Raw genomic sequence first — 22,418 nt, forward strand, 5'->3', positions numbered from 1 at the left:
CGGATCAAACCGTGGAGAGGAATTCGCTGCCGGACTCCTGCCAACGAGCGATGTCGACGCGGATTCGTTTCTTGTCGAGCTTGCCGACGCTGGTCTTGGGAACTTCAGTAACAACGGCGATCTGCGAGGGAATCGCCCACTTATTGATGTGTCCCTGCTCGACGAAGGGCTTGAGATGCTCCTTCAAGCCACGGGCGTCCAGGCGCTGGCCGTCGAACAGCACCAGCAGGGCGAAGGGCCGCTCGCCCCATTGCGGGTCCGGCACGCCCACCACCGCCACTTCGCGCACCGCCGGATGACGGCTGATCAGATCCTCCAGTTCCAGCGAGGACAGCCACTCGCCGCCGGTCTTGATCACATCCTTGATGCGGTCGCGGATGTCGATGAAGCCCATGCCATCGATGGTCGCCACATCGCCGGTGTGCATCCAGCCGCCGGCCCAGAGTTCCTCGCTCTTCTGCGGCTCCTCGAAATACCCCTGGGTCAGCCAGGGCGAGCGCAGCACCAATTCGCCCTGGGACTCGCCATCGGCGGGCAGGAAGCGGCCGTGCTCGTCCATGATCGCGGCATCCACCAGCGGCACCGGCACGCCGGCCTTGATGCGGTAGGTGGTGCGTTCGTCCTCGCTGCCGGCGCGCAGCTCCTCATTGAGATAGGCGCAGGAGATCAGCGGGCAGGTCTCGGACATGCCATAGGCAGCGGTGAGCTGCATCCCGCGGGCCTTGGCCGCGTCGTACAGCGAGCGGTTCAGGGCGCTGCCGCCGATGATGATCTTCCAGCCCTTGAAGTCCACGCCCTGGGCCGCCTTGGCGTTCATCACCATCTGCAGGATGGTCGGCACGCAGTGGGAGAAGGTGACCTTCTCGCGCTTCCACAGCTCGACGAGGAATTCCGGATCGTAGCGCCCCGGATAGACCTGCTTGATACCGAGCATGGTCGCCACATAGGGCGTGCCCCAGGCGTGCACATGGAACATCGGCGTGATCGGCATGTACACGTCGCTGTTCCCCATCAGGCGGATGCTGTCCAGGCTGGCGATGGTCGAAGCCATCGCCAGGGTGTGCAGGACCAGTTGGCGGTGAGTGAAGTACACGCCCTTGGGGTTTCCGGTGGTGCCGGTGGTGTAGAAGGTGGTGGCCACCGAGTTCTCGTCGAAGTCGGGGAAAGCGTAGTCCGGGCTGGCCGCGGCCAAGAGCGTCTCGTATTCGCCGACGCAGTCCGCCAGCTCACAGCGCTTCTCGGCGCCATCGGTCAGCAGCAGGGTCTTGCGCACCGTGGTCAGGTGCCCGGCGATGCCCTGGTAGAGCGGGACGAACTCGCTGTTGACCAGCACGAAGCGGTCCTCGGCGTGGTTCATGGTGTAGAGGATCTGTTCCGGCGAGAGGCGGATGTTGATGGTGTGCAGCACCGCGCCGATCATCGGAATGGCGAACATCGCCTCCAGGTAACGGTGGCTGTCCCAATCCATCACCGCCACGGTGTCGCCCGCCTGCACCCCGGCCTCCGTGAGCACGTTGGCCAGGCGTGCGACGCGCTCGTTGAAGGTCGCGTAGCTGTAGCGCACCAGGTCGCGGTAGACGATCTCGCGACTCTTTTCGTAGCGCGCGCCAGACAACAGCAGGCTCTTGATCAGCAGCGGGTACTGATAGGCGTTGCTCGCAGCGGGAATGATTCGGGTCTTGAGCATGTTCGGCGTACCTGTCGGGCAATCAGGGTGAAGAGATGGCTAAAGACTCTAGGCCCGGCTCGATGACCATTCATCCATCCAAAGAGTGATTTGCTGGTGACTCTTTGGCCTGATCCGGTCACGCGGTAGAATCGCCGCGCACGGTCGTTCACGACCGATCCCAGAACAAGAGCCAGAGGTAGTTTTGTCATGTCCGAAATCGTCATCGTCAGCGGCGCCCGTACTCCCATGGGCGGCTTCCAAGGCAGCCTGTCCGGTGTTTCCGCCGTCGACCTGGGCGCTGCCGCCATCCGCGAAGCAGTCGCCCGCGCAGGTATCCCGGCCGCCGATGTCGAGGAAGTGATCATGGGCTGCGTGCTGCCCGCCGGCCTCAAGCAGGGTCCGGCCCGCCAGGCGGCACTGAATGCCGGCCTGCCCGCCGCCAGCGGCTGCACCACGATCAACAAACTGTGCGGTTCGGGCATGAAGGCAGTGATGCTGGCCCATGACCTGCTCAAGGCCGGCACCAACAACGTGATGGTCGCCGGCGGCATGGAGAGCATGTCCAACGCGCCCTATATCCTGGAGAAAGCCCGCAGCGGCCTGCGCATGGGCCACGGCGAGATCAAGGACCACATGTTCCTCGACGGCCTGGAAGACGCCCGCACCGGCCGCCTGATGGGCTCCTTCGCCCAGGACACCGCCGACCAGTACGGCATCGGCCGCGAAGCGATGGACGCCTACGCCATCGAATCGCTGAAGCGCGCCCAGGCCGCGATCAAGGACGGCTCGCTGGACGCCGAGATCGTTCCGGTCACCGTCAGCACCCGCAAAGGCGACATCGTGGTCAAGGACGACGAACAGCCGCTCACCGCCAATCTCGACAAGATTCCCACCCTCAAGCCGGCGTTCAAGAAAGACGGCAGCATCACCGCGGCCAATGCCAGCTCGATCTCCGACGGCGCCTCGGCACTGGTCCTGATGACCGCCGAAGAAGCCGCCCGCCGTGGCCTCAAGCCGCTGGCCAAGATCGTCGGCCATGCCACCCAGAGCCAGGACCCGAGCGAGTTCACCCTGGCGCCGATCGGTGCCATGAGCAACCTGTTCAAGAAGACCGGCTGGAACAAGGACGATGTCGACCTCTTCGAAATCAACGAAGCCTTCGCCATGGTAACCATGCTGGCCATGCGCGAGCACGGCCTCGACCACGCCAAGGTCAACGTCTTCGGCGGCGCCTGCGCCCAGGGCCATCCGGTCGGCTCCACCGGCTCGCGGATCATCATCACCCTGATCAACGCGCTGCAGAAGAAAGGCGGCAAGCGCGGCATCGCCTCGCTGTGCATCGGCGGCGGCGAAGCCACCGCGGTCGCCGTGGAACTGCTCTAAGCGTCAGCAGCAACGCAAAGGGCGCGGCACCTGCCGCGCCCTTTGCGTTTCCGTCCCGCGCGGCCAGGGCGCGAGGACAAAGGCCAGCGAGTCAGCGGCGACGGGCGCGCCTCAGCGCAACTCGGTGAACGCCAGCTTGATCCCCAGGCCCACCAGCACCACGCCCATCACCCGATCGAACCAGTGGCCCATGCGGGCGAAGCCGGCACGCACGCGCTGCTGGCTGAACAGCAGCGCGACCAGGCAGAACCAGGCGGCCGTGGCGCACGCCAGGTAGACGCCATAGCCGGCCTGCACCAGCAGCGGCGTATGCGGGTTGATCACCACGGTGAACAGCGACAGGAAGAACAAGGTCGCCTTGGGATTCAGGCCATTGGTGACGAAGCCGGCGACGAAGGCGCCACGCGGCGTCCGCAGTGCCGGAGCCGGCGCCATCTCGTCGCTGCCCGCCGCTGCCGGCCTGGCGCGCAGGGCCTTGATGCCGATGTAGAAAAGATAGGCGGCAGCCAGCCACTTGAGGCTGTTGAACAGCATGATCGACTGCGAAACGATCAGCCCGATGCCGAGCAGCGAATAGGTGACATGGATGGAGATCGCGCAGCCGACACCCAAAGCCGTCCAGGTTCCGGCACGACGCCCGTGGCTCACGCTTTCGCGCACCACCACGGCGAAATCCGGCCCCGGGCTGGCCACTGCCAGCAGGTGGATCAGCGCCACCGTAAGAAACTCCGCCCAGTACATACCCACTCCCCTCCTCTTCAGCGAAAACCGTTAGGCTGACAACCTTACGCCTGTCACGATTATCCGCATTTAGCCGCACTGCAAAAGGTACAGCCACCGATGAACAGCTCCCGCGCCGTCTTCCTCGACACCGCCTCCCTCGACCTCGGCGACCTCGACCTGCAACCGCTGCGCGAGGTGTTCGGCGAACTGACCCTGCACGCCGCCAGCGCCACGGACGAGATCGCTGCGCGTCTGCGCGGCGCCAGCGTGGCGATCAGCAACAAGGCGCCGATCGACGCCGCCACCCTGGCGCAATGTCCGAACCTGAAGCTGATCCTGGTCACTGCCACCGGCACCAACAACGTCGACCTGGCCGCCGCCCGCGCCCGTGGCATCCGCGTGTGCAACTGCCAGGGCTATGGCACCGCCTCGGTGGCGCAGCACGCCATCCTCCTGCTGCTGGCCCTGGCCACCCGGCTGCCCGACTATCAGGCAGCGGTGCGCGCCGGACGCTGGCAGCAGGCCACGCAGTTCTGCCTGCTCGACTTCCCCATCGTCGAACTGGAGGGTAAGACCCTCGGCCTGCTCGGCCACGGCGAGCTGGGCAGCGCCGTCGGCCGCCTGGCCGAAGCCTTCGGCATGCGCGTGCTGCTCGGCCAACTGCCTGGCCGTCCGGCGCGTCCCGAGCGCCTGCCGCTGGAGCAGTTGCTGCCGCAAGTCGATGCCCTCAGCCTGCACTGCCCACTGAACGAGCAGACCCGTGGCATGCTCGGCCAGCGCGAGCTGGACCTGATGAAGCCCGGCGCCTTCCTCATCAACACCGCGCGCGGCGGCCTGATCGACGAACAGGCGCTGGCCGATACCCTGCGCCGCGGCCACCTGGGCGGCGCCGCCACCGATGTGCTCAGCGTCGAACCGCCGAAGGACGGCAACCCGCTGCTGGCCGCCGACATCCCGCGACTGATCGTCACCCCGCACAATGCCTGGGGCAGCCGCGAAGCACGCCAGCGCATCGTCGCCCAGGTCGCGGAAAATGCCGTGGCATTCTTCGCCGGCCAGGCGCTGCGGGTGGTCAACGCCTGAGCGCAGCCCGGCGCCGCACGGCAGTCGGGCGGGAAGCGCGCGGGCAAGCCTGCTAAGCTTGCACCCTTTTTTCGAGGAGCCCCCATGTCCAGAGGCGCCATGGACCCTTGCAGCGAAGTTCTGCTCCGCCAGGCCGAGCGTTTTTCCGGCCGCGTGTTGCTCGCCGGTCTGCCGGCCGACGGCCTGCTCGGCGAACTGCCGCACGCCCAGGGCTGGAGCTGGCACGCTGGCGAGCAGAGCCAGTTGCAGACGCGCTTTCCCGGCCGCACGCACTTCGGCGTCGAGCCGCCGGCCGGCACGTTCGACGCCGCCGTGCTGTTCCTGCCGAAATCCCGCGAGCTGACTGATTACCTGTTCGCCGCGCTGGCCAGCCGCGTGCCCCATGGCCAGTTGTACCTGGTCGGCGAGAAACGCGCCGGGGTCGAACGCGCCAGCAAGCAACTGGCGGCCTTCGGCAAGACCGGCAAACTGGACAGCGCGCGGCACTGCCAGCTCTGGCATTGCCCGATCGACGTGGCACCGGCGACGCCGGATCTGCTGGCCCTGGCACAACGCTACGAGCTGCCACTGAGCGATGGCCCGCTGCAGGTCGTCAGCCTGCCTGGCGTCTTTGCCCACGGCCGCCTGGATCGCGGCAGCGCGCTGCTGCTGGAACACCTCGACGGACTGCCCAGCGGCCACCTGCTGGACTTCGGCTGCGGCGCCGGGGTGCTCGGCGCCAGCCTGAAACGGCGCTACCCGGATAGCCGCCTGACGCTGCTCGACGTCGACGCCTTCGCGGTGGCCAGCAGCCGCCTGACCCTGGCCGCCAATGGCCTGGAGGCCGAGGTCTGCGCCGGCGACGGTATCGACGCGGCGCCCTCGGCGCTGGCCGCCATCGTCAGCAACCCGCCCTTCCACCAGGGCGTGCACACCAGCTACCAGGCCACCGAACAGCTCCTGCGCGAAGCCGCCCGGCACCTCGATGGCGGCGGTGAACTGCGCCTGGTGGCCAACAGCTTCCTCAAATACCCGCCGCTGATCGAGGAACACCTCGGCGCCTGCCGGACCCTCGCCGAAGCCGACGGCTTCCGCATCTACAGCGCCAAGCGGCGCTGAACGCCGGCGCCCCGCCGCGACGTCGATTGAGCCCAGGCTTGCCGACGCTCCGGGACTTGGGCAGAATGCGCCCCGTCCTAGGGGAGTAGTCTCCCGCGAGTGGCGCCGTCCGGCACCCTCGCCCGGCACGCGTCAACACACTTGGTCCGCAGACCATGGCGCGTGCGACCCGGGCCCGCGCCAGCGGCCCAGGGTTTGACAAGACCTATGACACGAGCGATCTGACCCGGGGCGGGCAGATGGCGCGTGTCATGGTGATGAGTCGACCCGCCCCTTAGGAAGCCTGATGGAATCCCTGTTCGTCCCCATCCTGGTGGTTGCCCTCGCCGAAATCGGCGACAAGACGCAACTGCTCGCCCTCGTCCTTGCCGCGCGTTTCCGCAAGCCCTGGCCGATCATCGGCGGCATCATCGCCGCGACCCTGGCCAACCACTTCGCCGCCGGCGCCGTGGGCAAATGGGTCTCCACCTTCTTCTCCGAAGCCACCCTGAGCTGGTTGCTCGCGGCCTCCTTCCTCGCCGTGGCGGCCTGGACCCTGGTGCCGGACAAGCTCGACGACGACGAAGGCGGTCTGAAGAAGTTCGGCCCCTTCCTCACCACCCTGATCGCCTTCTTCCTCGCCGAGATGGGCGACAAGACCCAGGTCGCCACCGTGATGCTGGCCGCGCAGTACCCGCACTTCTGGCTGGTCGTGATGGGCACCACCATTGGCATGCTGCTGGCTAACGTGCCCGTGGTACTGGCCGGCAACTTCGCCGCGGAACGCCTGCCGCTGGTGCTGATCCGCCGCCTGGCCGCCAGCGCCTTCGCCGTGCTCGGCCTGGCCGCCGCCTGGCACGCGGCGAAACTCAACGGGCTGTTCTGACAAAGTCGCGCCGGCCGTCGGCATGACGGCCAATGTGCGCCTGGGTGCGCGCGTCTAGAGTCATGGCTGTCTCCCGCTGAAAGGAAGCAGCCATGACCGACAAGGACCTGAAACGCCTGGCGCACCGGCACATCGACCTGACCTGGAACAGAGGTCGCCTGGCGCTGGCCGAACAACTGCACAGCGCCGACTTTCTCTACAAGAGCACCTTCACCGCACACCCCTTGGACAGCGCCGGCTACCGCCGACTGGTAGAGGACATCCGCGCGGCCATGCCAGACCTGCAGGTGGTGGTCGAGGAATGCATCGCCGAAGGGCGCAAGGTGTTCACTTGGAGCACCCTGATCGGCAGCATCGCTCAGCCGGCCCTGGGTTACCCGGCCAGCGACAAGGTGCTGAGCATCCCGGCCATGGCCTTCTGGGTGTTCAACAGCCAGGACCAGGTACAGGAACTCTGTACCTTGTTCGACATGGAGAGCTTTCGCACCCAGATGGGCCTGCAGAACCGCCCCTTCGCCGAGCAGGCCCTGCCGTGAGCGGCCGCTACAGGTAGCCGTTGGCGCGGAACCAGGCGATGGCCCGCTGCAAGGTATCTTCCAGCGCCACGCGGTTCTCGAAACCGAGTTCCTCGCGGGCCTTGTGGCCGTCGAGGAATTGTCCGCCGGCCATCACTTCGATGGCGGTGTCGTCCAGCAACGGCAGCTTGCCGGTCAAGCGGTAACGCCAGCGCCCCAGCGTCGCCAGGGCGCGCGCGCGGTGCAACGGCATGGGCGCGGGCGCCGGCTTGCCCAGCAGGCGCGCGATGGTGGCGGTCAGTTCGGCCATTTCGACGTTGTGCCCGGTGAACAGGTAGCGCTCGCCCACCCGTCCTCGCTCCAGCGCCAGCAGCAGGCCACGCCCGGCTTCGCCGGCATCGATCACATTGCGCCGCCCCGGCACATAGAGAGACATCTCGCCACGCCCGATGGCGGTGATCAGGCGTCCGGTGGTCGGGCCTATGTCCAACTCGCCGAGCGCCATGCCGGGAATCCCGATCACCACCGGCAGGCCGCCACGGGCTTGCTCCCGCGCCTGTTCGTCCAGCGCCCATTTGCACATCACATAGGCGCTCTTGCCGGTGGGGAGCCCCTCGTAGAACAGCCCCTCGTGCCCGGGCAGGCCCTGCGGGTGCATGGGCATGGCGAACGCCGAACCGACATAGAGAATGCGCGGCACCTTGTTGTGCTGGCAGGCGGCATAGAAGTGGTTGGTCTGGTCCAGCGCGCTGGCCACCTCCTCCTGCCAGCGGCGCGGGCGCACCGGGTAATAGCCGGCGCTGAAAATCACCCCGTCCAGGCCACTCAGCGCTCGTTCCAGGCCGCGATAATCGAACAACTCGGCGACCCGGCATTCCGGTTCCAGGTAGGCCAGGCGCTGGATCTGCGAGGAGGGACGATGGATCAGCACCAGTTGGTGTCCGGCGGCCTTGATGGCGCGAGCGGCATGGTGGCCGAGGAGCCCGGTGGCTCCGAGTACTGCGATTTTCACTGGCGCTCCCTGGTGATGGACAAGCCGGCCTGTCGCCAGGCCGGCACGACGGCATTCGAACCGGCGTCGCGCGCGCGGCTCAATTGCGCCCCTTGGCCTGCTCGTAAAGCGGCATCACCTTGGGAATGGCGGCCTGCAGGTTGGCCATGCGCGTGCTGTCCGCCGGGTGGGTGCTGAGAATCTCCGGCGGCGCGTCGCCACCGGCCTGCCCCATCTTCTGCCACAAGGTCAGCGCGGCATTGGGGTTATAGCCGGCGCGGGCGGCCAATTCCAGGCCGATGAGATCGGCTTCGTTCTCGTTCTCCCGGCTGTTGGGCAGGGTCAGGCTGTATTGCACCACCTGGTCGGCCAGCTGCATGCCGCCCTGCCCCAGGCCGAGCAGCGCGCCGCCGAGGCTCTCGCCCATCTGCACGGCATAGGCCCGCGACATTTGTTCGCGGCCATGTTCGCGCAGGGCGTGGGCGATCTCGTGGCCCATGACCGCGGCAATCTCATCGTCGGTCAGTTGCAGCTTATCGATCAGGCCGCTGTAGAAAATGATCTTGCCGCCCGGGCCGCAGTTGGCATTGAGCTCGTCGCTCTTGATCACGTTGACCTGCCATTGCCAGCCTGGCGCGTCCTGGCGGAAGGCGCCGGTCTGCGGAATCAGTCGCGCGGCGATAGCCTTGACGCGCTTGGCGTCGGCGCTGTTGTTATCCAGCTTGCCGGCCGTGGTCGCCTCACCGATGGTCTTCTGGTAGGACTGCGCATACATCTGGTCGACCTGCTGGCTCGACAGCATGCTGAACATGTATTGCTGACGTTGCACCCCGACGGCGCCGCCGTTGGTGGTATTCACCGGCTGGCAGCCGGCCAGGGAAAGGGCGGCTGCCAGGGCAATGTAACGGAAAGGATGGGACATGATGGCTCTCCAGTGGCTCATTCTCCCTTGGACAGCGCGCATGGTAGGCCGACCCCGGAAAGCCGGCAACAGGACGAAAAACAAGGTGTTACAACCCATTACAAGCCCCGCCTAAGGAATTTCCGAAACGCTGCCGATACAGCGGAACAGGCCTCTCTGGTGCGCGGGTATTTCGTCATGAAGTTCAAGTCGATCCAGTTTTCCGTGGTGGCGCTGGCAGGGGCCAGCGTTCTGGCAGTGGTGGCAGCGCTGGTGATCTATGCCCTGTTCGCCGGGGGACGGACCCAGGCCCTGGTGCAGGATCGCACCCAGGCGCTGCTGGAAAAAGTCATCAACGAACGCCTGGTCGCCCTCGCCCGCGCTCAGGCCAGCCAGATCCAGCGCGAACTGGAATACCCGCTGACGGTGGTCAAAGGCCTGGCCCAGGCCAACATGCTGATGGACCAGAAGGATGCCGATGGCAAGCCGACCCTGGGCATCAGCCGTGGCGAAATGTCCAACCTGCTGCGCCAGACCGTCGCGCAGAACCCCAAGCTGCTCGACGCCTTCGCCGGCTGGGAACCCAACGCCTTCGCCGGCCAGGACAGCCTCTACGCCGGACAGGCCAGCCAGGGTTACGACGCCAGCGGACGCTTCATGCCCTGGTGGTACCGCAAGGCCGACGGCAGCCTCACCGTGGAAGCCATGGGCAACACCCTGGAAAGTCAGAAGCTGCTGCCCACCGGTGTCCGCGAGGGCGAGTACTACCTGTGCCCGAAAGAAAAGCTCAAGCCCTGCGTGATCGACCCGGCGCCCTATGAGATGGGCGGCAAGATGGTGATGATGTCCTCGTTCAACGCGCCCATCCTGGTCAACGGCCAGTTCCGTGGCGCGGTGGGCGCCGACCTTTCGCTGGCGTTCATCCAGGACCTGCTGAAGAACGCCGACAGCGGCCTCTACGACGGTGCTGGCGAACTGGCGCTGATCTCCAGCAACGGCCGCCTGGTGGCCTACACCAAGGACGTCAGCAAGCTTGGCGAGCCGGCCAGCAGCGTCCTGGACGCGACCCAGGCGGCCAGCCTCGGCAAGCTGCAAGGCGAGGAGCCGCTGTACACCCAGGACAACGCCCACGACTCCATCGTGCTCTTCCTGCCGTTCGCCGTTGGCGATACCGGCACCCGCTGGACGCTGATGCTGGAAATTCCCCGGCAGGCGGTGCTCGGCGAGTTGAAAGAACTGCAGGGCGAACTCAAGCAACAGAGCGACGCCGACACCCTGGGCATGACCCTGGTCGGCCTGCTCATCGCCGCCATCGGCCTGCTGGTGATCTGGCTGGTCGGCCACGGCATCGCCCGGCCATTGCGCCAACTGGTCGGCATGCTCGACGACATCGCCCAGGGCGAAGGCGACCTGACCCGCCGCCTGAGCAGCGACCGGGCCGACGAGCTGGGCTCGATCGCCAAGGGCTTCAACACCTTCCTCGGCAAGTTGCAGGGAATGATCGGCCAGGTGGTGACCTCGGTGCAGCACGTCAGCGATTCGTCGGAGCACACGGCCGACATCGCCATTCGCACCAACCAGGGCGTGCAGAAGCAGCTGGCGGAAATCGAGCTGGTGGCCACTGCCGTCCACGAGATGACCGCCACCGCCCAGGACGTGGCGCGCAACGCCACCCACGCGGCGGAAGCCGCCAGCCACGCCGACCAGGCGGCACATCAGGGCAAACGCATCGTCGAAAGCAGCTCGGCGGCGATTCAGGCCCTGGCCACGGAGATCGGTCGCGCCGTCAGTGTGGTGCAGACCCTGGCCCGCGACAGCGAGAACATCAACGCCATCCTGGTGGCCATTCGCGGCATCGCCGAACAGACCAACCTGCTGGCGCTCAACGCCGCCATCGAAGCGGCACGCGCCGGCGAGCAGGGCCGCGGCTTCGCCGTGGTCGCCGACGAGGTGCGCAACCTGGCGCAGAAGACCCAGCAGGCCACCCAGGAAATCCAGTCGATGATCCAGCAACTGCAGAACGGCACCCGCGAAGTGGTGCAAGTGATGCAGGACAGCCAGGAGAAGACCGACGACAGCGTGCGCCACGCCAACGAAGCGGCCCAGGCGCTGGAATCGATCACTCAGGCGGTCTCGGTGATCAACGACATGAACACCCAGATCGCCAGCGCCGCCGAGGAGCAGAGCGCGGTGGCCGAGGACATCAACCGCAACGTCGCCAACATCGGCCTGGTCGCCAACCAGGTGGCCGGCGGTGCCGACGAGGCCTCGCAAGCCAGCGCCGAGCTGACCAAGCTGGCCGAGCAGCAGCGGCGACTGGTGAATCAGTTCAGGGTATGACGCTGGCGTCTACTCTCGGAAGCGGGGGCGAGCGCGGCTCGCCCTTCGCGCCTCGCCGAACCGCTAAGCCGGGGTCAGGCACTCCGGGCCGTCGCAGGTCGGATCGTTGACGAAGCTGGCCAGCGCTTGTTCGCGCAGGCGTAGCTGAGGCCGAGCCAACAGGCTGAGCAGCTTGCTGCGCGGAGTCTGCGGGTCCAGCCAGAGGGCACGCTCGCCCTCGTCTTCCAGCAGCAAGGGTCTGCGCATATCGCCGGCCGCCTGGGTCACCAAAGCCAGGCTGAGGTAGGTATGCCCACTCACCGGATAGGCCTCCCAGATAGCCGCGAAATAGCTCAGCCCGCTACTCCCAGCCACCCAGTAGGGCCGCTTGCGCACGCCACGCCATTCATAGAAGCCGTTGGCCGGTACCAGGCAGCGACGCTGGGCGAAGGCCTCGCGAAACATCGGCTGCTCGCCCAAGGTCTCGGCGCGTGCATGGGCCGGGGTGCGCGACAGATCGGTGAGCCAGGCCGGGGTCAGGCCCCAGCGCGCCATCTCGGCGCGACGCCCGCCGGCGTCGTCTCGCAGCATGAGTAACTGCGCGCCGGGGGCGATATTCCAGCGTGCGGCGAGATCACTGGGGAAGCCGGGAAGCTCGGCGATTTCGCGAGTCCAGCGGAACAGGGCGTAACGGGCGGTCATCGGCGCTCCAGCAGGGGCTCAGCAGAGCAAGACGCCGGTGGCGTTCTCCGGATCGTCCGCAGGGCCGGGCAAGGGTTGCGCCGCATTGTACGCATCGATCAGGCTGCGTGCGCGCTGCGCGTCGGCATCACCGACCCACAACTGCAGGAGGCCCTGCATCGGCAACTCGCCAACGGCGCCGAGCAAGTGACGACCGCCCAGGTGAGCGACTATGCCTTCGCTGGCCAGCATGGCCGCCAGCAACTCGCCCTCGATGAGGTCGGCGGGTTCGTAGACTCGCAGCATCAATCGTCCTCCCGGCGAACGTCCAGCGACCATTGGTCGCCATCGGTGGATAGCTGGAACAGGATCGGCCGGCAACAGACCGGGCAATCCTCATAGTAGCTCTGGTCGCCGCCGGACAGGTCGAGCACGGCTTCGGCCGGCTCACCGCAGTAAGGGCAGGTATAAGCCTGGGTTTCGAGCATCGCTGGTTCCCCTGTGACTTCCGTTATACTCCCGCGGTCTTTAAACAGCCCCGCACTGCGCGTGGACTGATCATACCGGGGGAAGCGCCTGCGCCAGACGCACGGCCGCGCCAGTTACACCCACGAACAAGAGAGCATGATGGGCGAGTTCGAAGCCATCCGACCGTACAACGACGCCGAAGTCCCAGCCGTTCTGCAACGCCTGCTGAGTGACGACGCCTTCCTTACCATTCTGGCGCGTTATCGTTATCCCCGCCTGTCCGGCCCCTTCGGCTGGCTGCTGCGGCCGCTGATCGCCCACCGTCTGGCCCGTGAAGTCACCGGAATCCGCAGCGTGGTCCAGCTGCAGGACAAGTTCGAGCCCTACGTCGACAGGACCATCGAACACGCCACCGATGGCGTCACCTACTCCGGCGTCGAACGGCTCAAGCCCGGCCGCGCCTATCTGTTCATCGCCAACCATCGCGACATCGTGATGGACCCGGCCTTCTGCAACTACGCCATCTACCACGCCAAGCTGCCGACCCCGCGCATCGCCATTGGCGACAACCTGCTGCAGCGGCCCTTCGTCAGCGACCTGATGCGCCTGAACAAGAGCTTCATCGTGCATCGCTCGATCAGCGGCCGGCGCGAGAAGCTGGCGGCTTACAACACCCTGTCGGCCTACATCAACCACTCCATCCGCGAGGATCGCGAGTCGGTGTGGATCGCCCAGGCCGAGGGCCGCGCCAAGGACGGTAACGACCGGACCGATTCGGCGATCCTGAAAATGTTCCACATGAGCCGTAAGGACGAGCCCTTCGCCGAGGTGAGCCGTGAGCTGCACCTGATCCCGGTGTCGATCAGCTACGAATACGACCCTTGCGATCAGGCCAAGGCCCGCGAGCTGTACACCCGCGCCAGCACCGGCGAATACCGCAAGGCGCCGGGCGAGGACGACGCCAGCATCGCCCTGGGCATCACCGGCTACAAAGGCCGGGTGCACATCAACTTCGGCGCCGAGCTGGAAGGTGAATACGCCGACGCCAAGTTGCTCGCCGCCGAGCTGGATCGGCAGATCCTCGGCAACTACCGGCTGTTCCCGGTGCATTATCTGGCGTACGAGATGTCCGACCTGCGCGCGCCGGAACTGGCCGTGCCGACGGCGGAGAGCCTGTTCGGCGCCGAGGAACTGCAGAAGGCCCGCGAAGAATGGCAGCGCCGCCTGCAGGCATGCCCGAGCGAACAACGCCCCTATCTGATCCTGCAGTACGCCAACCCGGTGTTGAATCAATACCGTCTTCGCCAGGCTGGCTGAAGCGACAGGGGTAATGAACGAAAAGGGCGCCCATGGGCACCCTTTTGCATCGCTTCGGTGCACACAGTCAAAGGTGGGTGCTGTAGAAACTCATGCCCAGCGCCAACCCCAGGCAGGCAAAACCGAACAGATAGAAGAAGCGATTGACCCGCGCGGTCGAATGGCCGACCTCAGGCAGCGCCTGACTCTCGCCGTCGGCAACCAGGCGCGCCAGGGCCAGGCGCTCGCGGCGACGGGTGGCCAGCAGCAGCCAGGCACCTGCCAGGGCGAAGAACATGGCCAGGTCATTGACGACCCGACCGGGATGGGCCTGGAACAGATTCCAGAGCGCCTGCAGCGACATCACTACCTCCACTTCAGGACTGCACGCCCGATAGCGAAGATACGCCGAGGCCGAGTTCTGCATGATGCGACGAGCCGCTGGAGGCTCGTTATAGGACTGAAAAAAACGAGGCGGATTGTATCCCCTCAGGGGAATGCGCAGCCAGCGCGGTCGTCTTATTCACGACAGGCGTCAGGGTTATCGAGAAGAGTTCTAAGGGTGTCTCTCAGCCTGGCATGTGACTGGCTAGTCCCATTTCGCCATCCGGTCCATCAGCCTTGGAGATTCGCCATGCTCGAGATCGTTGCCCACGAAAACGCTTACCTGATCGAACACCTGGATGAAATCGAAGCCGTCGTCACCGAACTGTCCTTCAACGTCCAGGACGCCCACTGGCTGGTCTACTGCCAGGCCAGCGGCCTCGAACACCTGGACCTGCCGGAAACCCACGAGCGCCTGCCCGCCTACGAAACGGACCCGTTCCATCAGGCCGCCTGAGTATCCAGCGCCCATGAAAAAGCCCGGCATCGCCGGGCTTTTTCATGGGACCCAGTGCGCCGAGTCGGGCGCACCGTCGTTCGTTCAACGCTGGTTCAGGGTCTGAGCGATGGTCGGGTCCTTGAATACCCGGTCCAGGGCATCGCTGAGCACATCGCTGACCAGCTTGGTGTTGGTCGCCTGGTTCGGCGCCATGCCGAAGCGCTGGTCCAGGGACGCGCCGTAGCGGCCGGTGTAACGGTTGGCACTGGTCTGCACATCGACACGGAAGGCCGCGCCAATGGTCGCTTCGGTCACGTAGACGCCATCCTTCGGCGCCTGGTACTTCAGCTCGGCCAGCGTCAGGGTCAGGGTCGGCGCGTTATAGGCGTTCGCCGACGGCGTGAAGCCCAGCAAACGCACGGCCACCTCGGCCTGGGCCTGCAGCTTGGGAATCACGTCCTGGCTGCGCACGGTGATCGAACTGGTTTCCGAGTACAGGCCACCACGGGTGCCCAGCTCGGTGCTCTGACGACCATCGACGACTTTCACCACCACCGGCTGGCCTTGGCCGACGGCGACCGGTTGGCCCTTGAACACCGGGTCCGGATTGAGTTGTTGCGGGCTGAGGGCGCAGCCGGACAGGGCCAGGGTGCCGGCGGCGATCAGGCTGAGCAACAGACGCTGCAGCATGCTCATATCTCCATTGGTTGGGCTCGAAATGGCCGGCAGTATAACGGTCGGCCGAGCGCCCTGATAGCGCTCAAACAGTTGGACGCTGGCACTTTGTTTCAGGTTCCCCAACGCCTCCGACCAAGGCGAAGCACGCCCGTCGAGGACGCGCGAGGCAACGAAATCAAGAGATCGGGCCTAGTAAAAAAGTCTAAGCCCAAGGGCTTTTTTTTCATTTCATCGCTATAATCGCCCCCCGATTATAAGGACGCCTCCTGCTCGGGTTCAGTAGGGCGACAGCGCCTCGCGCCAGTCCTCCGCCGACACCTTCGATAGAGAGTCGCCACTTGCGCTGCGGCCATTGGCCACACGCTTTGTACCGACGTTGCGATGAACGCTTTGGCATGGATGCCGCGAGTCCCCTCCGTACGGAGTCAGGACCCGCCCGCAACGACGACCCCCTTTGAGCTTCACGTCTTCAAAAGAGCGTGATTTGAAGGTTTTTCACTACTTCACGAGAGTGTGGCGAGCAATGAAGAGTTTTGCGTCGGTAGAAGCACCCTTAACGCCTGACCCCGCAGCACTGAACAGCTTTGTCGGCACCGGAACCGTCCTCACCGGCGCCTGAGGGCCCATCCGAGACGGAACTGGTTGCACTTGCGGATGCCTTGATCCCCGCCGTGAAGCCGCCGAGCCCGAAGGTGTACGTTTTCCCCTCCTCCGAACTCGGTCGTAACGGCATCCGCGAATGGTCGCGCCAACGCCAACCGGCGCAGCGCGACCGCGAATGTCGCGAAGAATCGGACATACCGGCCCCGGCCCAGAGTGACCGGATGAGCGCCAAACGCTCCCTCACTCCAGGCTGCCCCGCTCGAACGCCAAGGCGTCGCCAGGGCCCTATGTCATCAATTGGCTGCTGATGATTTTGGAGACGCGTTAATGGCGCAGAACGATTACGAAGCTATGGATGTGTTGCTGGTTGGCGCCGGCATCATGAGCGCAACCCTGGCGACCCTGCTCAAGGAAGTCGAACCCGGCATCAAGCTGGAAATCGTCGAACTGCAGGAATCCGGAGCCATCGAGAGCTCCAACCCCTGGAACAACGCCGGTACCGGCCACGCCGGCCTCTGCGAGCTGAACTACACCCCGCAAGCCGCCGACGGCTCGATCGACATCAAGAAAGCGGTGCAGATCAACGCCCAGTTCGAGGTGTCCAAGCAGTTCTGGGCCCACCTGGTCGACAAGCACGCCTTCGGCTCGCCGCGTAACTTCATCAACCCGGTACCGCACCTGAGTTTCGTCCGCGGCAAGGACGTGCCCTTCCTGAAGAAGCGCTTCGAAGTGCTCAGCAAGCACCACGCCTTCGACAAGATGGTCTACACCGAGGACCGCGCCCAGTTGGGCGAATGGGCTCCGCTGACCATGCCGGGCCGTCCGGCTGACGAGCAGATCGCCGCGACCCGCGTCGAGCACGGTACCGACGTCAACTTCGGTGCCCTGACCAACCAGTTGCTGACCCACCTGGCCAAGCAAGCCAACACCGAAGTCCGCTACTTCCAGAAAGTGGTCGGCCTGGAGCGTGACGGCGACGCCTGGCTGGTCGATGTGAAGAACACCCAGAACGGCCAGTCGCGCAAGATTCGCGCGAAGTTCGTCTTCCTCGGTGCCGGCGGTGGCGCGCTGCCGCTGCTGCAGATGTCCGGCATCCCGGAGAGCAAAGGCTTCGGCGGTTTCCCGGTGAGCGGCCAGTGGCTGCGTTGCGACAACCCCGAGGTGGTCCAGCACCACCAGGCCAAGGTCTACAGCCAGGCCGAAGTCGGCGCCCCGCCGATGTCCGTGCCGCACCTGGACACCCGCGTCGTGGATGGCAAGAAATCCCTGCTGTTCGGACCCTATGCCGGCTTCTCCACCAAGTTCCTGCGCCACGGTTCCTTCCTCGACCTGCCGCTGTCGGTACGCACCAGCAACCTGCTGCCGATGCTGGCGGTGGCCCGCGACAACATGGACCTGACCCGCTACCTGGTGCGCGAAGTCATGCAATCCATGGAGCAACGCCTGGAAAGCCTGCGCAAGTTCTACCCGCAGGCCAACCCGGCCGACTGGCGTCTGGAAACCGCTGGCCAGCGCGTACAGATCATCAAGAAGGATCCGAAGAAAGGCGGCATCCTGCAGTTCGGTACCGAACTGGTGGCCTCCGCGGACGGCACCATCGCCGCCCTGCTCGGTGCTTCGCCGGGTGCGTCCGTGACTGTTTCGATCATGCTCGGCCTGCTCGAGCGCTGCTTCCCGGAGCAGTACAAGTCGGCACAGTGGACCGCCAAGCTCAAGGAAATCTTCCCGGCACGCGAGAAGCAGCTGCAAACCGATGCCGCGGCCTACCGCGAAATCAACGCCTACACCTGGCAGAAGCTGCAACTGGATCAGTGATCCACGCGCAGTGAAAAAGCCCGCCTCCCGGCGGGCTTTTTCGTTTCAGCGGCAACTGATCATCCAGCCGACGCCGAAGCGGTCGCTGAGCATGCCGAAGCGTTGCGCCCAGAACGTCTTTTCCATGGGCATATCGATGCGCCCTCCTTCGGCCAAGGCAGCAAAGGCCTTTTCCGCCGCCACCACGCTATGCAGGGTCAAGGACAGGGAAACGCCGCAGAACGGCGCATGCCGCTCGCCCCGGCCATCGGAGAGAAAGACTTCGCTCTGACCGATCCGCAGGCTGGCATGCATGACTTTGTCCGCCCAGCCATCGGGTACCGGCAAGGGCCCGGGGGCTTCTTCGTAGCGCATCAGAGCGTTGAGCTGGGCGCCAAGCGCCTGCTGGTAAAAGGCGATGGCCTCATCGCACTGGCCGTGGAAGAACAGATAGGGTTGTACCTGCATGGCTACGTCCTCGCCTCTTCGTTGTCGTTTGCTTGAAGTCTAGGCGGCGCAGCAAGGAGCAGTGGCCATTCCTCGGCCATGAAAAAGCCCGCACAAGGCGGGCTTTTTCAGCACGGGGTCGATCAGCCGCGAGCGGCCTTGACCACCTCGATATAGGGCTCTGCCAGGCGCTGATCCTGGATCAGGGCGATGAAGTCCTGGCCCTTCGCATCCTTGGCACCGAGGTCAAGGCCGGCCTCGACGAAGAAGCCCACGAAACGCTCGAAATCGTCGATGCGCAGGCCACGGTAGGCCTTGATCAGCTTGTGCAGCGAGGACGGCGTATCGTCGGCCGGTTCCACCTCGAGGAACAGCTTGATCGACTCGTCGCCGATCTCTTCGCCAATCACCTGCTTCTTGTCTTTACGCATCGCTCGCTTCTCTCTACGGCATCTCTCGACGGTCTGGAGCCCGGCATGGGCGGCCGCCACGGAAGCGGCAGTTTAACCCTGCCACGGCGCCCGGCTCAACGCACGCGCACCGCGCCGCTGTGCAGGTCGGCCCAGATATGCCCGTTGGGGTAACTGAGGAACTGGCAGTACACCGGTCCGTTACGCAGCAGATCGAGCAATTGCGGATAGGCCGACAGCGGGTAGTACAAGTTCAGGGTGTGGCTGGCACTGTCATAGCTGGGCTTCTTCAGGCTCTTGCCATCGCTGTCGAAGCTGATCAGCACCTGGGTGATCTCGCCGCCCTTGTTCAGCGGCTTGCCCTTGAGGCGCAGCAACGCCGGCGTGGTGATCGGAATCGGCTGCTGGCTCGATTGGCGCTGATTACCCAGCACCACGCTGTATTCGCTGACCTGCAACAGTTGCTGCTGATCCGGCGCATCGACCCGCACGCCTGCCTCGTCCGGCGGCAGGAACTGCCCATGGGCCACCGGCGCCTCGGCGGCGATGGCAGGCCAGGCCAGCGCCAGAGCGAGAGGGAGGAACAGATTGCGCACCGACATGACGAACCCCACGGATGACAGGTCCGGCACTCTAGCACGCCCCCGGACGGCCCCGTACTCCGGCGTGGTCGCCTCGCCCACACATTGATAGAGTTCGATGCATTACCGCACTCACATAGCCATTGACGAATGACGGAGCCCGCCATGCTGCACAATGTCTCCGACCTTGACCTGCGTCTTCTGCGCATCTTCGCCAGCGTGGTGCGCCGCGGGGGGTTCTCCGCGGCCCAGGACGAACTGGGCATGGGCCAGTCGACCATCAGCACGCATATCGCCAGCCTGGAAACCCGCCTTGGCTACCGTTTGTGCGAACGCGGCAAGAGCGGCTTCCGCCTGACCGAGAAGGGGCGCCGGGTGCTGGAGCACAGCCAGGCGCTGTTCGCCGCCCTGGGCGACTTCCGCGATCAGGTGCAGTCGCTCGCCGGGCGCCTGGTCGGCGAGCTGCGCATCGGTCTGGCGGACAACATCGCGACCCTGCCCGAAGCGCGTATCCACGAGGCCCTGGCACGCTTCAACCGGCGCGACCAGGACGTGCGCCTGCATCTGTCGATCGACTCGTCCAGCGCGCTGGAACGCCAGGTGCTGACCGGCGAGCTGCACCTGGCCATCGCCTGTTTCGGGCGAAAACTGCCCAGCCTGCGCTACCGCCCGCTGTACGACGAGCGGGTCGCGGTGTTCTGCGGTCGCGGCCACCCACTGTTCGACTGCGACAAGCCGCGACAAGCCGACCTCGAAGCCTGCGCCTGGGTCCAGTACGGCTACGCCCAGGCGGATGTGCAGTTGCCGGCCGACCCGCAACGCTGCACCGCGCTGGCGAGCAACATGGAGGCGGTGGTCCACGCGGTGCGCGCCGGCACCCACCTGGGGTATCTGCCGACGCACTATGCCCAGCGCTGGGTCGACCAGGGTGGGATGCGCGCGTTGCTGGCCGACCAGCTGGGCTATGGCATCAGCCACAGCCTGCTGCTGCGCGACCAGCCGGCGCACAACCAGGCCCTGCAAGCGTTGGTCGAGGACCTCTGTGCCGTGCACGCGGTGCCGACGCCTTAACGTGGCGCGGTGATGTGCTTGACGTCGAGGAACGCGGACAGGCCCCAGGGCCCCAGCTCGCGACCGATGCCGCTACGCTTGCCGCCGCCCCAGGAGGTCTGCGGGAACACCACCTGCGGCGAGTTCAGCCAGACGTGTCCGGCCTCCAGCCGCTCGGCCACGCGCTGGGCACGTTCGAGGTCAGCACTGACCACGCTGGCGGCCAGGGCGAAGTCGCTGTCGTTGGCCAGGCGCAAAGCCTCGGCCTCGTCGGCGAAACGGCGCACGCAGAGCACCGGCCCGAAGATTTCTTCGCGCCACAGGCGGCTGTCCAGCGGCACGTCGACATAGACGGTCGGCTGGATGCACCAGCCGACGCCGGTCTCACCGCCGGTCAAACAAACCAGCCGCTCATCGCGGGCGATGGCCAGGTAGTCCTGCACCTTGCGGAACTGCGCCTCGCTGGTCATCGGCCCCATGTCGGTTTCGCCGACCAGCGGGTCGCCGACGCGCAGCGCTTCGACCGCCACTTTCAGGCGCGCCAGCAGCTCATCGGCGATGGACGCCTCGACCAGCAGGCGCGAGGTGGCCGAACACATCTGCCCGGCGTTCCAGTAGACGCCGGCGATGATCCACTGCACGGCATCATCCAGGTCGCTGTCGGCGAATACCAGGATCGGCGACTTACCACCCAGTTCCAGACCGACCGGCAGAGTGCGCTCGGCAGCAGCTTGCATCACCTTGCGCCCCACGGCATTGCTGCCGGTGAAGGACAGCTTGGCGATACCCGGATGCGCGGCAAGGGCGGCGCCAGCCTCGCTCAGCCCCGGCACCAGGTTCAGTACGCCGGCCGGCAGACCGATGGCGTCAGCCACCTCGCCGAGCAGCAACTCGATCAGCGGGGTGATTTCCGACGGCTTGAGCACCACCGTGCAGCCAGCGGCAAGAGCCGGCGCGACCTTCCAGGCGCTGGTCACCAGCGGGAAGTTCCACGGCACGATCAGAGCGGCCACGCCGACCGGCTCGAAGCGGGTCTGCGCGCGGAAGCCCGCGTCGGGCAGCGCCACCTCGGCGTTCTGCCGCGCATCCAGGCCTTCGGCCAGCTCGGCGTAGTAGGCGAAGGTGGCGATGGCGTCGCCAATGTCGATGTCTGCCTCCAGGCGCGGTTTGCCGCTGGCCCGCATCTGCAGCTCGACCAGTGCCGCGCGGCGCGCCGCCAGTTGCTCGGCGAAGCCGCGAAGGTAGACCGCGCGCTCGGCGCCGCTGGTCCGCCGCCAGTCGGCGAAGGCTCGCTGGGCGGCCGCCACGGCACGCGCCACGTCGGCGGCGCCAGCGGCCGCCACCTCGGCTAGCGGCTCACGGGTGGAGGGATTGATCGGACACAGCGTGGCGCCACTGGCGGCGGGCTGCCACTGGCCATCGATATACAGCAGGTGGGGCATGGGGACCTCGGTAAGGAGTCAGCGAGGCCGGAAGATTAGGCAGGGGATTGGTCGGTAAAAATTCATATTCAGGCATGCATGCATCGACCGCGATCGATGCATGCATGCCTGGGACAAGGGCTCAGGCGAACTGCGCGCGCATCCAGGCCAGGTAGTCGGCGGCGCCGGCTTCGCCTTCACGGGGCGCCCAGGCACCGCGCTCGTCATCGGCCAGCGCCTCGTAGGGACCGGCCTTGGCCTCGAACATCAGGCTGTCCGGTTCCAGCGCGACCATCGCATGGAAGGTTCCCGGCGGCAGGTCGACGCCGGCGCACTCGCCCTGCGGCGAAAGCACGCGAGTGGCGAGCAGTTCACCGCTGTCGGAGAAAAGCAGCAGGCCCAGGCTGCCCTTGAGCACGATCAGGCTCTCGGCCTTGCTCGGGTCGCGGTGGCAGTGCGGCTGGATGTAGGTGTCCGGCTGCAGCGCATTGAGCAGGCGATGGCAGGGTTCATCCATCTCATGCAGGTTGTAATGCTGGCGAAGGCGCGGACTGGCAGCGGCCTTCGCGGTCAGTTCGGCGAACAGCGATTGGTCGAGGAAGCGCGGCGCGGCCATGCG

General features: G+C 65.9%; 24 protein-coding genes and 1 riboswitch. Of the genes, 10 read left to right on the forward strand and 14 right to left on the reverse strand.

Annotated features, from left to right (window positions below):
• Positions 1–4 precede the first annotated feature (4 nt).
• A complete protein-coding gene (locus BLQ74_RS05895; RefSeq protein ID WP_090261609.1) occupies positions 5–1,687 on the reverse strand; it encodes a fatty acid--CoA ligase in 1,683 nt (560 codons plus the stop codon).
• Between the two features lie 189 nt (positions 1,688–1,876).
• Between BLQ74_RS05895 and BLQ74_RS05900 the strand changes: the two genes are divergently transcribed.
• On the forward strand, positions 1,877–3,052 hold the full coding sequence (locus tag BLQ74_RS05900; RefSeq protein ID WP_090261610.1) for an acetyl-CoA C-acyltransferase: 1,176 nt from the start codon (positions 1,877–1,879) through the stop codon (positions 3,050–3,052).
• A 111-nt stretch (positions 3,053–3,163) separates the two neighbouring features.
• Here BLQ74_RS05900 and BLQ74_RS05905 read toward each other — a convergent pair whose 3' ends face one another.
• Positions 3,164–3,793, reverse strand: a complete 630-nt coding sequence (locus tag BLQ74_RS05905; protein WP_090261611.1) for a LysE family transporter — start codon at positions 3,791–3,793, stop codon at positions 3,164–3,166.
• Between the two features lie 99 nt (positions 3,794–3,892).
• Here BLQ74_RS05905 and BLQ74_RS05910 point away from each other — a divergent pair, with 99 nt between their 5' ends.
• The 4 genes from BLQ74_RS05910 to BLQ74_RS05925 all read left to right on the forward strand — a co-directional run bounded on the left by BLQ74_RS05910 (position 3,893) and on the right by BLQ74_RS05925 (position 7,357).
• Positions 3,893–4,858 (forward strand): 2-hydroxyacid dehydrogenase, encoded by a 966-nt coding sequence (locus BLQ74_RS05910; protein ID WP_090261612.1) that lies wholly within the window; start codon positions 3,893–3,895, stop codon positions 4,856–4,858.
• 99 nt (positions 4,859–4,957) lie between these two features.
• The gene (locus BLQ74_RS05915; RefSeq protein ID WP_090261613.1) at positions 4,958–5,956 is read left to right on the forward strand and encodes a methyltransferase; all 999 of its coding nucleotides are present in this window, start codon (positions 4,958–4,960) and stop codon (positions 5,954–5,956) included.
• A 68-nt stretch (positions 5,957–6,024) separates the two neighbouring features.
• Positions 6,025–6,132: riboswitch (yybP-ykoY riboswitch) on the forward strand.
• Positions 6,133–6,242: 110 nt separating this feature from the next.
• Positions 6,243–6,821 (forward strand): TMEM165/GDT1 family protein, encoded by a 579-nt coding sequence (locus BLQ74_RS05920; protein WP_090261614.1) that lies wholly within the window; start codon positions 6,243–6,245, stop codon positions 6,819–6,821.
• Between the two features lie 92 nt (positions 6,822–6,913).
• Positions 6,914–7,357 (forward strand): ketosteroid isomerase-related protein, encoded by a 444-nt coding sequence (locus tag BLQ74_RS05925; protein WP_090261615.1) that lies wholly within the window; start codon positions 6,914–6,916, stop codon positions 7,355–7,357.
• 7 nt (positions 7,358–7,364) lie between these two features.
• On the opposite strand, the gene BLQ74_RS05930 is transcribed toward BLQ74_RS05925, so the two are convergent.
• Both BLQ74_RS05930 and BLQ74_RS05935 read right to left on the reverse strand, forming a co-directional pair.
• Positions 7,365–8,387: an NAD-dependent epimerase/dehydratase family protein gene (locus BLQ74_RS05930; protein ID WP_090261616.1), complete on the reverse strand. Its 1,023-nt coding sequence runs from the start codon at positions 8,385–8,387 to the stop codon at positions 7,365–7,367.
• Positions 8,388–8,427: 40 nt separating this feature from the next.
• Complete coding sequence (locus BLQ74_RS05935) at positions 8,428–9,249, reverse strand: M48 family metallopeptidase (RefSeq protein ID WP_090261617.1); 822 nt, start codon at positions 9,247–9,249, stop codon at positions 8,428–8,430.
• 177 nt (positions 9,250–9,426) lie between these two features.
• On the opposite strand from BLQ74_RS05935, the gene BLQ74_RS05940 reads away from it, so the two are divergent.
• On the forward strand, positions 9,427–11,568 hold the full coding sequence (locus BLQ74_RS05940; protein WP_090261618.1) for a methyl-accepting chemotaxis protein: 2,142 nt from the start codon (positions 9,427–9,429) through the stop codon (positions 11,566–11,568).
• A gap of 63 nt (positions 11,569–11,631) precedes the next feature.
• On the opposite strand, the gene BLQ74_RS05945 is transcribed toward BLQ74_RS05940, so the two are convergent.
• The 3 genes from BLQ74_RS05945 to BLQ74_RS05955 are packed head-to-tail and all read right to left on the reverse strand — an operon-like array spanning position 11,632 to position 12,716.
• Positions 11,632–12,249: an SOS response-associated peptidase gene (locus BLQ74_RS05945; protein WP_090261619.1), complete on the reverse strand. Its 618-nt coding sequence runs from the start codon at positions 12,247–12,249 to the stop codon at positions 11,632–11,634.
• An 18-nt stretch (positions 12,250–12,267) separates the two neighbouring features.
• Positions 12,268–12,534, reverse strand: a complete 267-nt coding sequence (locus BLQ74_RS05950) for a putative signal transducing protein (protein ID WP_090261620.1) — start codon at positions 12,532–12,534, stop codon at positions 12,268–12,270.
• Complete coding sequence (locus tag BLQ74_RS05955) at positions 12,534–12,716, reverse strand: CPXCG motif-containing cysteine-rich protein (RefSeq protein WP_090261621.1); 183 nt, start codon at positions 12,714–12,716, stop codon at positions 12,534–12,536. Before BLQ74_RS05955 ends, BLQ74_RS05950 begins: the two co-directional genes overlap by 1 nt.
• A 136-nt stretch (positions 12,717–12,852) precedes the next feature.
• Here BLQ74_RS05955 and BLQ74_RS05960 point away from each other — a divergent pair, with 136 nt between their 5' ends.
• Positions 12,853–14,013, forward strand: a complete 1,161-nt coding sequence (locus BLQ74_RS05960; protein ID WP_090261622.1) for a 1-acyl-sn-glycerol-3-phosphate acyltransferase — start codon at positions 12,853–12,855, stop codon at positions 14,011–14,013.
• 67 nt (positions 14,014–14,080) lie between these two features.
• Here the strand turns inward: BLQ74_RS05960 and BLQ74_RS05965 are convergent, their stop codons facing one another.
• Complete coding sequence (locus BLQ74_RS05965) at positions 14,081–14,356, reverse strand: hypothetical protein (protein WP_090261623.1); 276 nt, start codon at positions 14,354–14,356, stop codon at positions 14,081–14,083.
• A 270-nt stretch (positions 14,357–14,626) separates the two neighbouring features.
• On the opposite strand from BLQ74_RS05965, the gene BLQ74_RS05970 reads away from it, so the two are divergent.
• Positions 14,627–14,833: a hypothetical protein gene (locus BLQ74_RS05970; RefSeq protein WP_090261624.1), complete on the forward strand. Its 207-nt coding sequence runs from the start codon at positions 14,627–14,629 to the stop codon at positions 14,831–14,833.
• An 84-nt stretch (positions 14,834–14,917) separates the two neighbouring features.
• Here the strand turns inward: BLQ74_RS05970 and BLQ74_RS05975 are convergent, their stop codons facing one another.
• Positions 14,918–15,505 (reverse strand): YajG family lipoprotein, encoded by a 588-nt coding sequence (locus BLQ74_RS05975; protein WP_090261625.1) that lies wholly within the window; start codon positions 15,503–15,505, stop codon positions 14,918–14,920.
• A 918-nt stretch (positions 15,506–16,423) separates the two neighbouring features.
• Here BLQ74_RS05975 and mqo point away from each other — a divergent pair.
• Positions 16,424–17,911, forward strand: a complete 1,488-nt coding sequence (gene mqo / locus BLQ74_RS05980; protein WP_090261626.1) for a malate dehydrogenase (quinone) — start codon at positions 16,424–16,426, stop codon at positions 17,909–17,911.
• Between the two features lie 45 nt (positions 17,912–17,956).
• On the opposite strand, the gene BLQ74_RS05985 is transcribed toward mqo, so the two are convergent.
• From BLQ74_RS05985 to BLQ74_RS05995, 3 genes are all read right to left on the reverse strand, one after another.
• A complete protein-coding gene (locus BLQ74_RS05985; RefSeq protein WP_090261627.1) occupies positions 17,957–18,358 on the reverse strand; it encodes a VOC family protein in 402 nt (133 codons plus the stop codon).
• Positions 18,359–18,480: 122 nt separating this feature from the next.
• Positions 18,481–18,768 carry a PA4642 family protein gene (locus BLQ74_RS05990; RefSeq protein ID WP_090261628.1) on the reverse strand — a complete coding sequence of 96 codons (288 nt, stop codon included), beginning with the start codon at positions 18,766–18,768 and terminating at the stop codon, positions 18,481–18,483.
• 95 nt (positions 18,769–18,863) lie between these two features.
• Positions 18,864–19,349, reverse strand: coding sequence for a hypothetical protein (locus tag BLQ74_RS05995; RefSeq protein WP_090261629.1), 486 nt, complete (start codon positions 19,347–19,349; stop codon positions 18,864–18,866).
• Positions 19,350–19,493: 144 nt separating this feature from the next.
• Here BLQ74_RS05995 and BLQ74_RS06000 point away from each other — a divergent pair, with 144 nt between their 5' ends.
• Complete coding sequence (locus tag BLQ74_RS06000; protein ID WP_090261630.1) at positions 19,494–20,399, forward strand: LysR family transcriptional regulator; 906 nt, start codon at positions 19,494–19,496, stop codon at positions 20,397–20,399.
• Here the strand turns inward: BLQ74_RS06000 and BLQ74_RS06005 are convergent.
• Together BLQ74_RS06005 and BLQ74_RS06010 are read right to left on the reverse strand one after the other, a co-directional pair.
• Positions 20,396–21,820 (reverse strand): aldehyde dehydrogenase family protein, encoded by a 1,425-nt coding sequence (locus BLQ74_RS06005; RefSeq protein WP_090261631.1) that lies wholly within the window; start codon positions 21,818–21,820, stop codon positions 20,396–20,398. The genes BLQ74_RS06000 and BLQ74_RS06005 overlap by 4 nt on opposite strands.
• A gap of 121 nt (positions 21,821–21,941) precedes the next feature.
• On the reverse strand, positions 21,942–22,415 hold the full coding sequence (locus BLQ74_RS06010; RefSeq protein ID WP_090261632.1) for a WbuC family cupin fold metalloprotein: 474 nt from the start codon (positions 22,413–22,415) through the stop codon (positions 21,942–21,944).
• Positions 22,416–22,418 lie beyond the last annotated feature (3 nt).

Origin of the sequence: Pseudomonas panipatensis (genome assembly GCF_900099785.1) — a bacterium.
GTDB lineage: Bacteria > Pseudomonadota > Gammaproteobacteria > Pseudomonadales > Pseudomonadaceae > Pseudomonas > Pseudomonas panipatensis.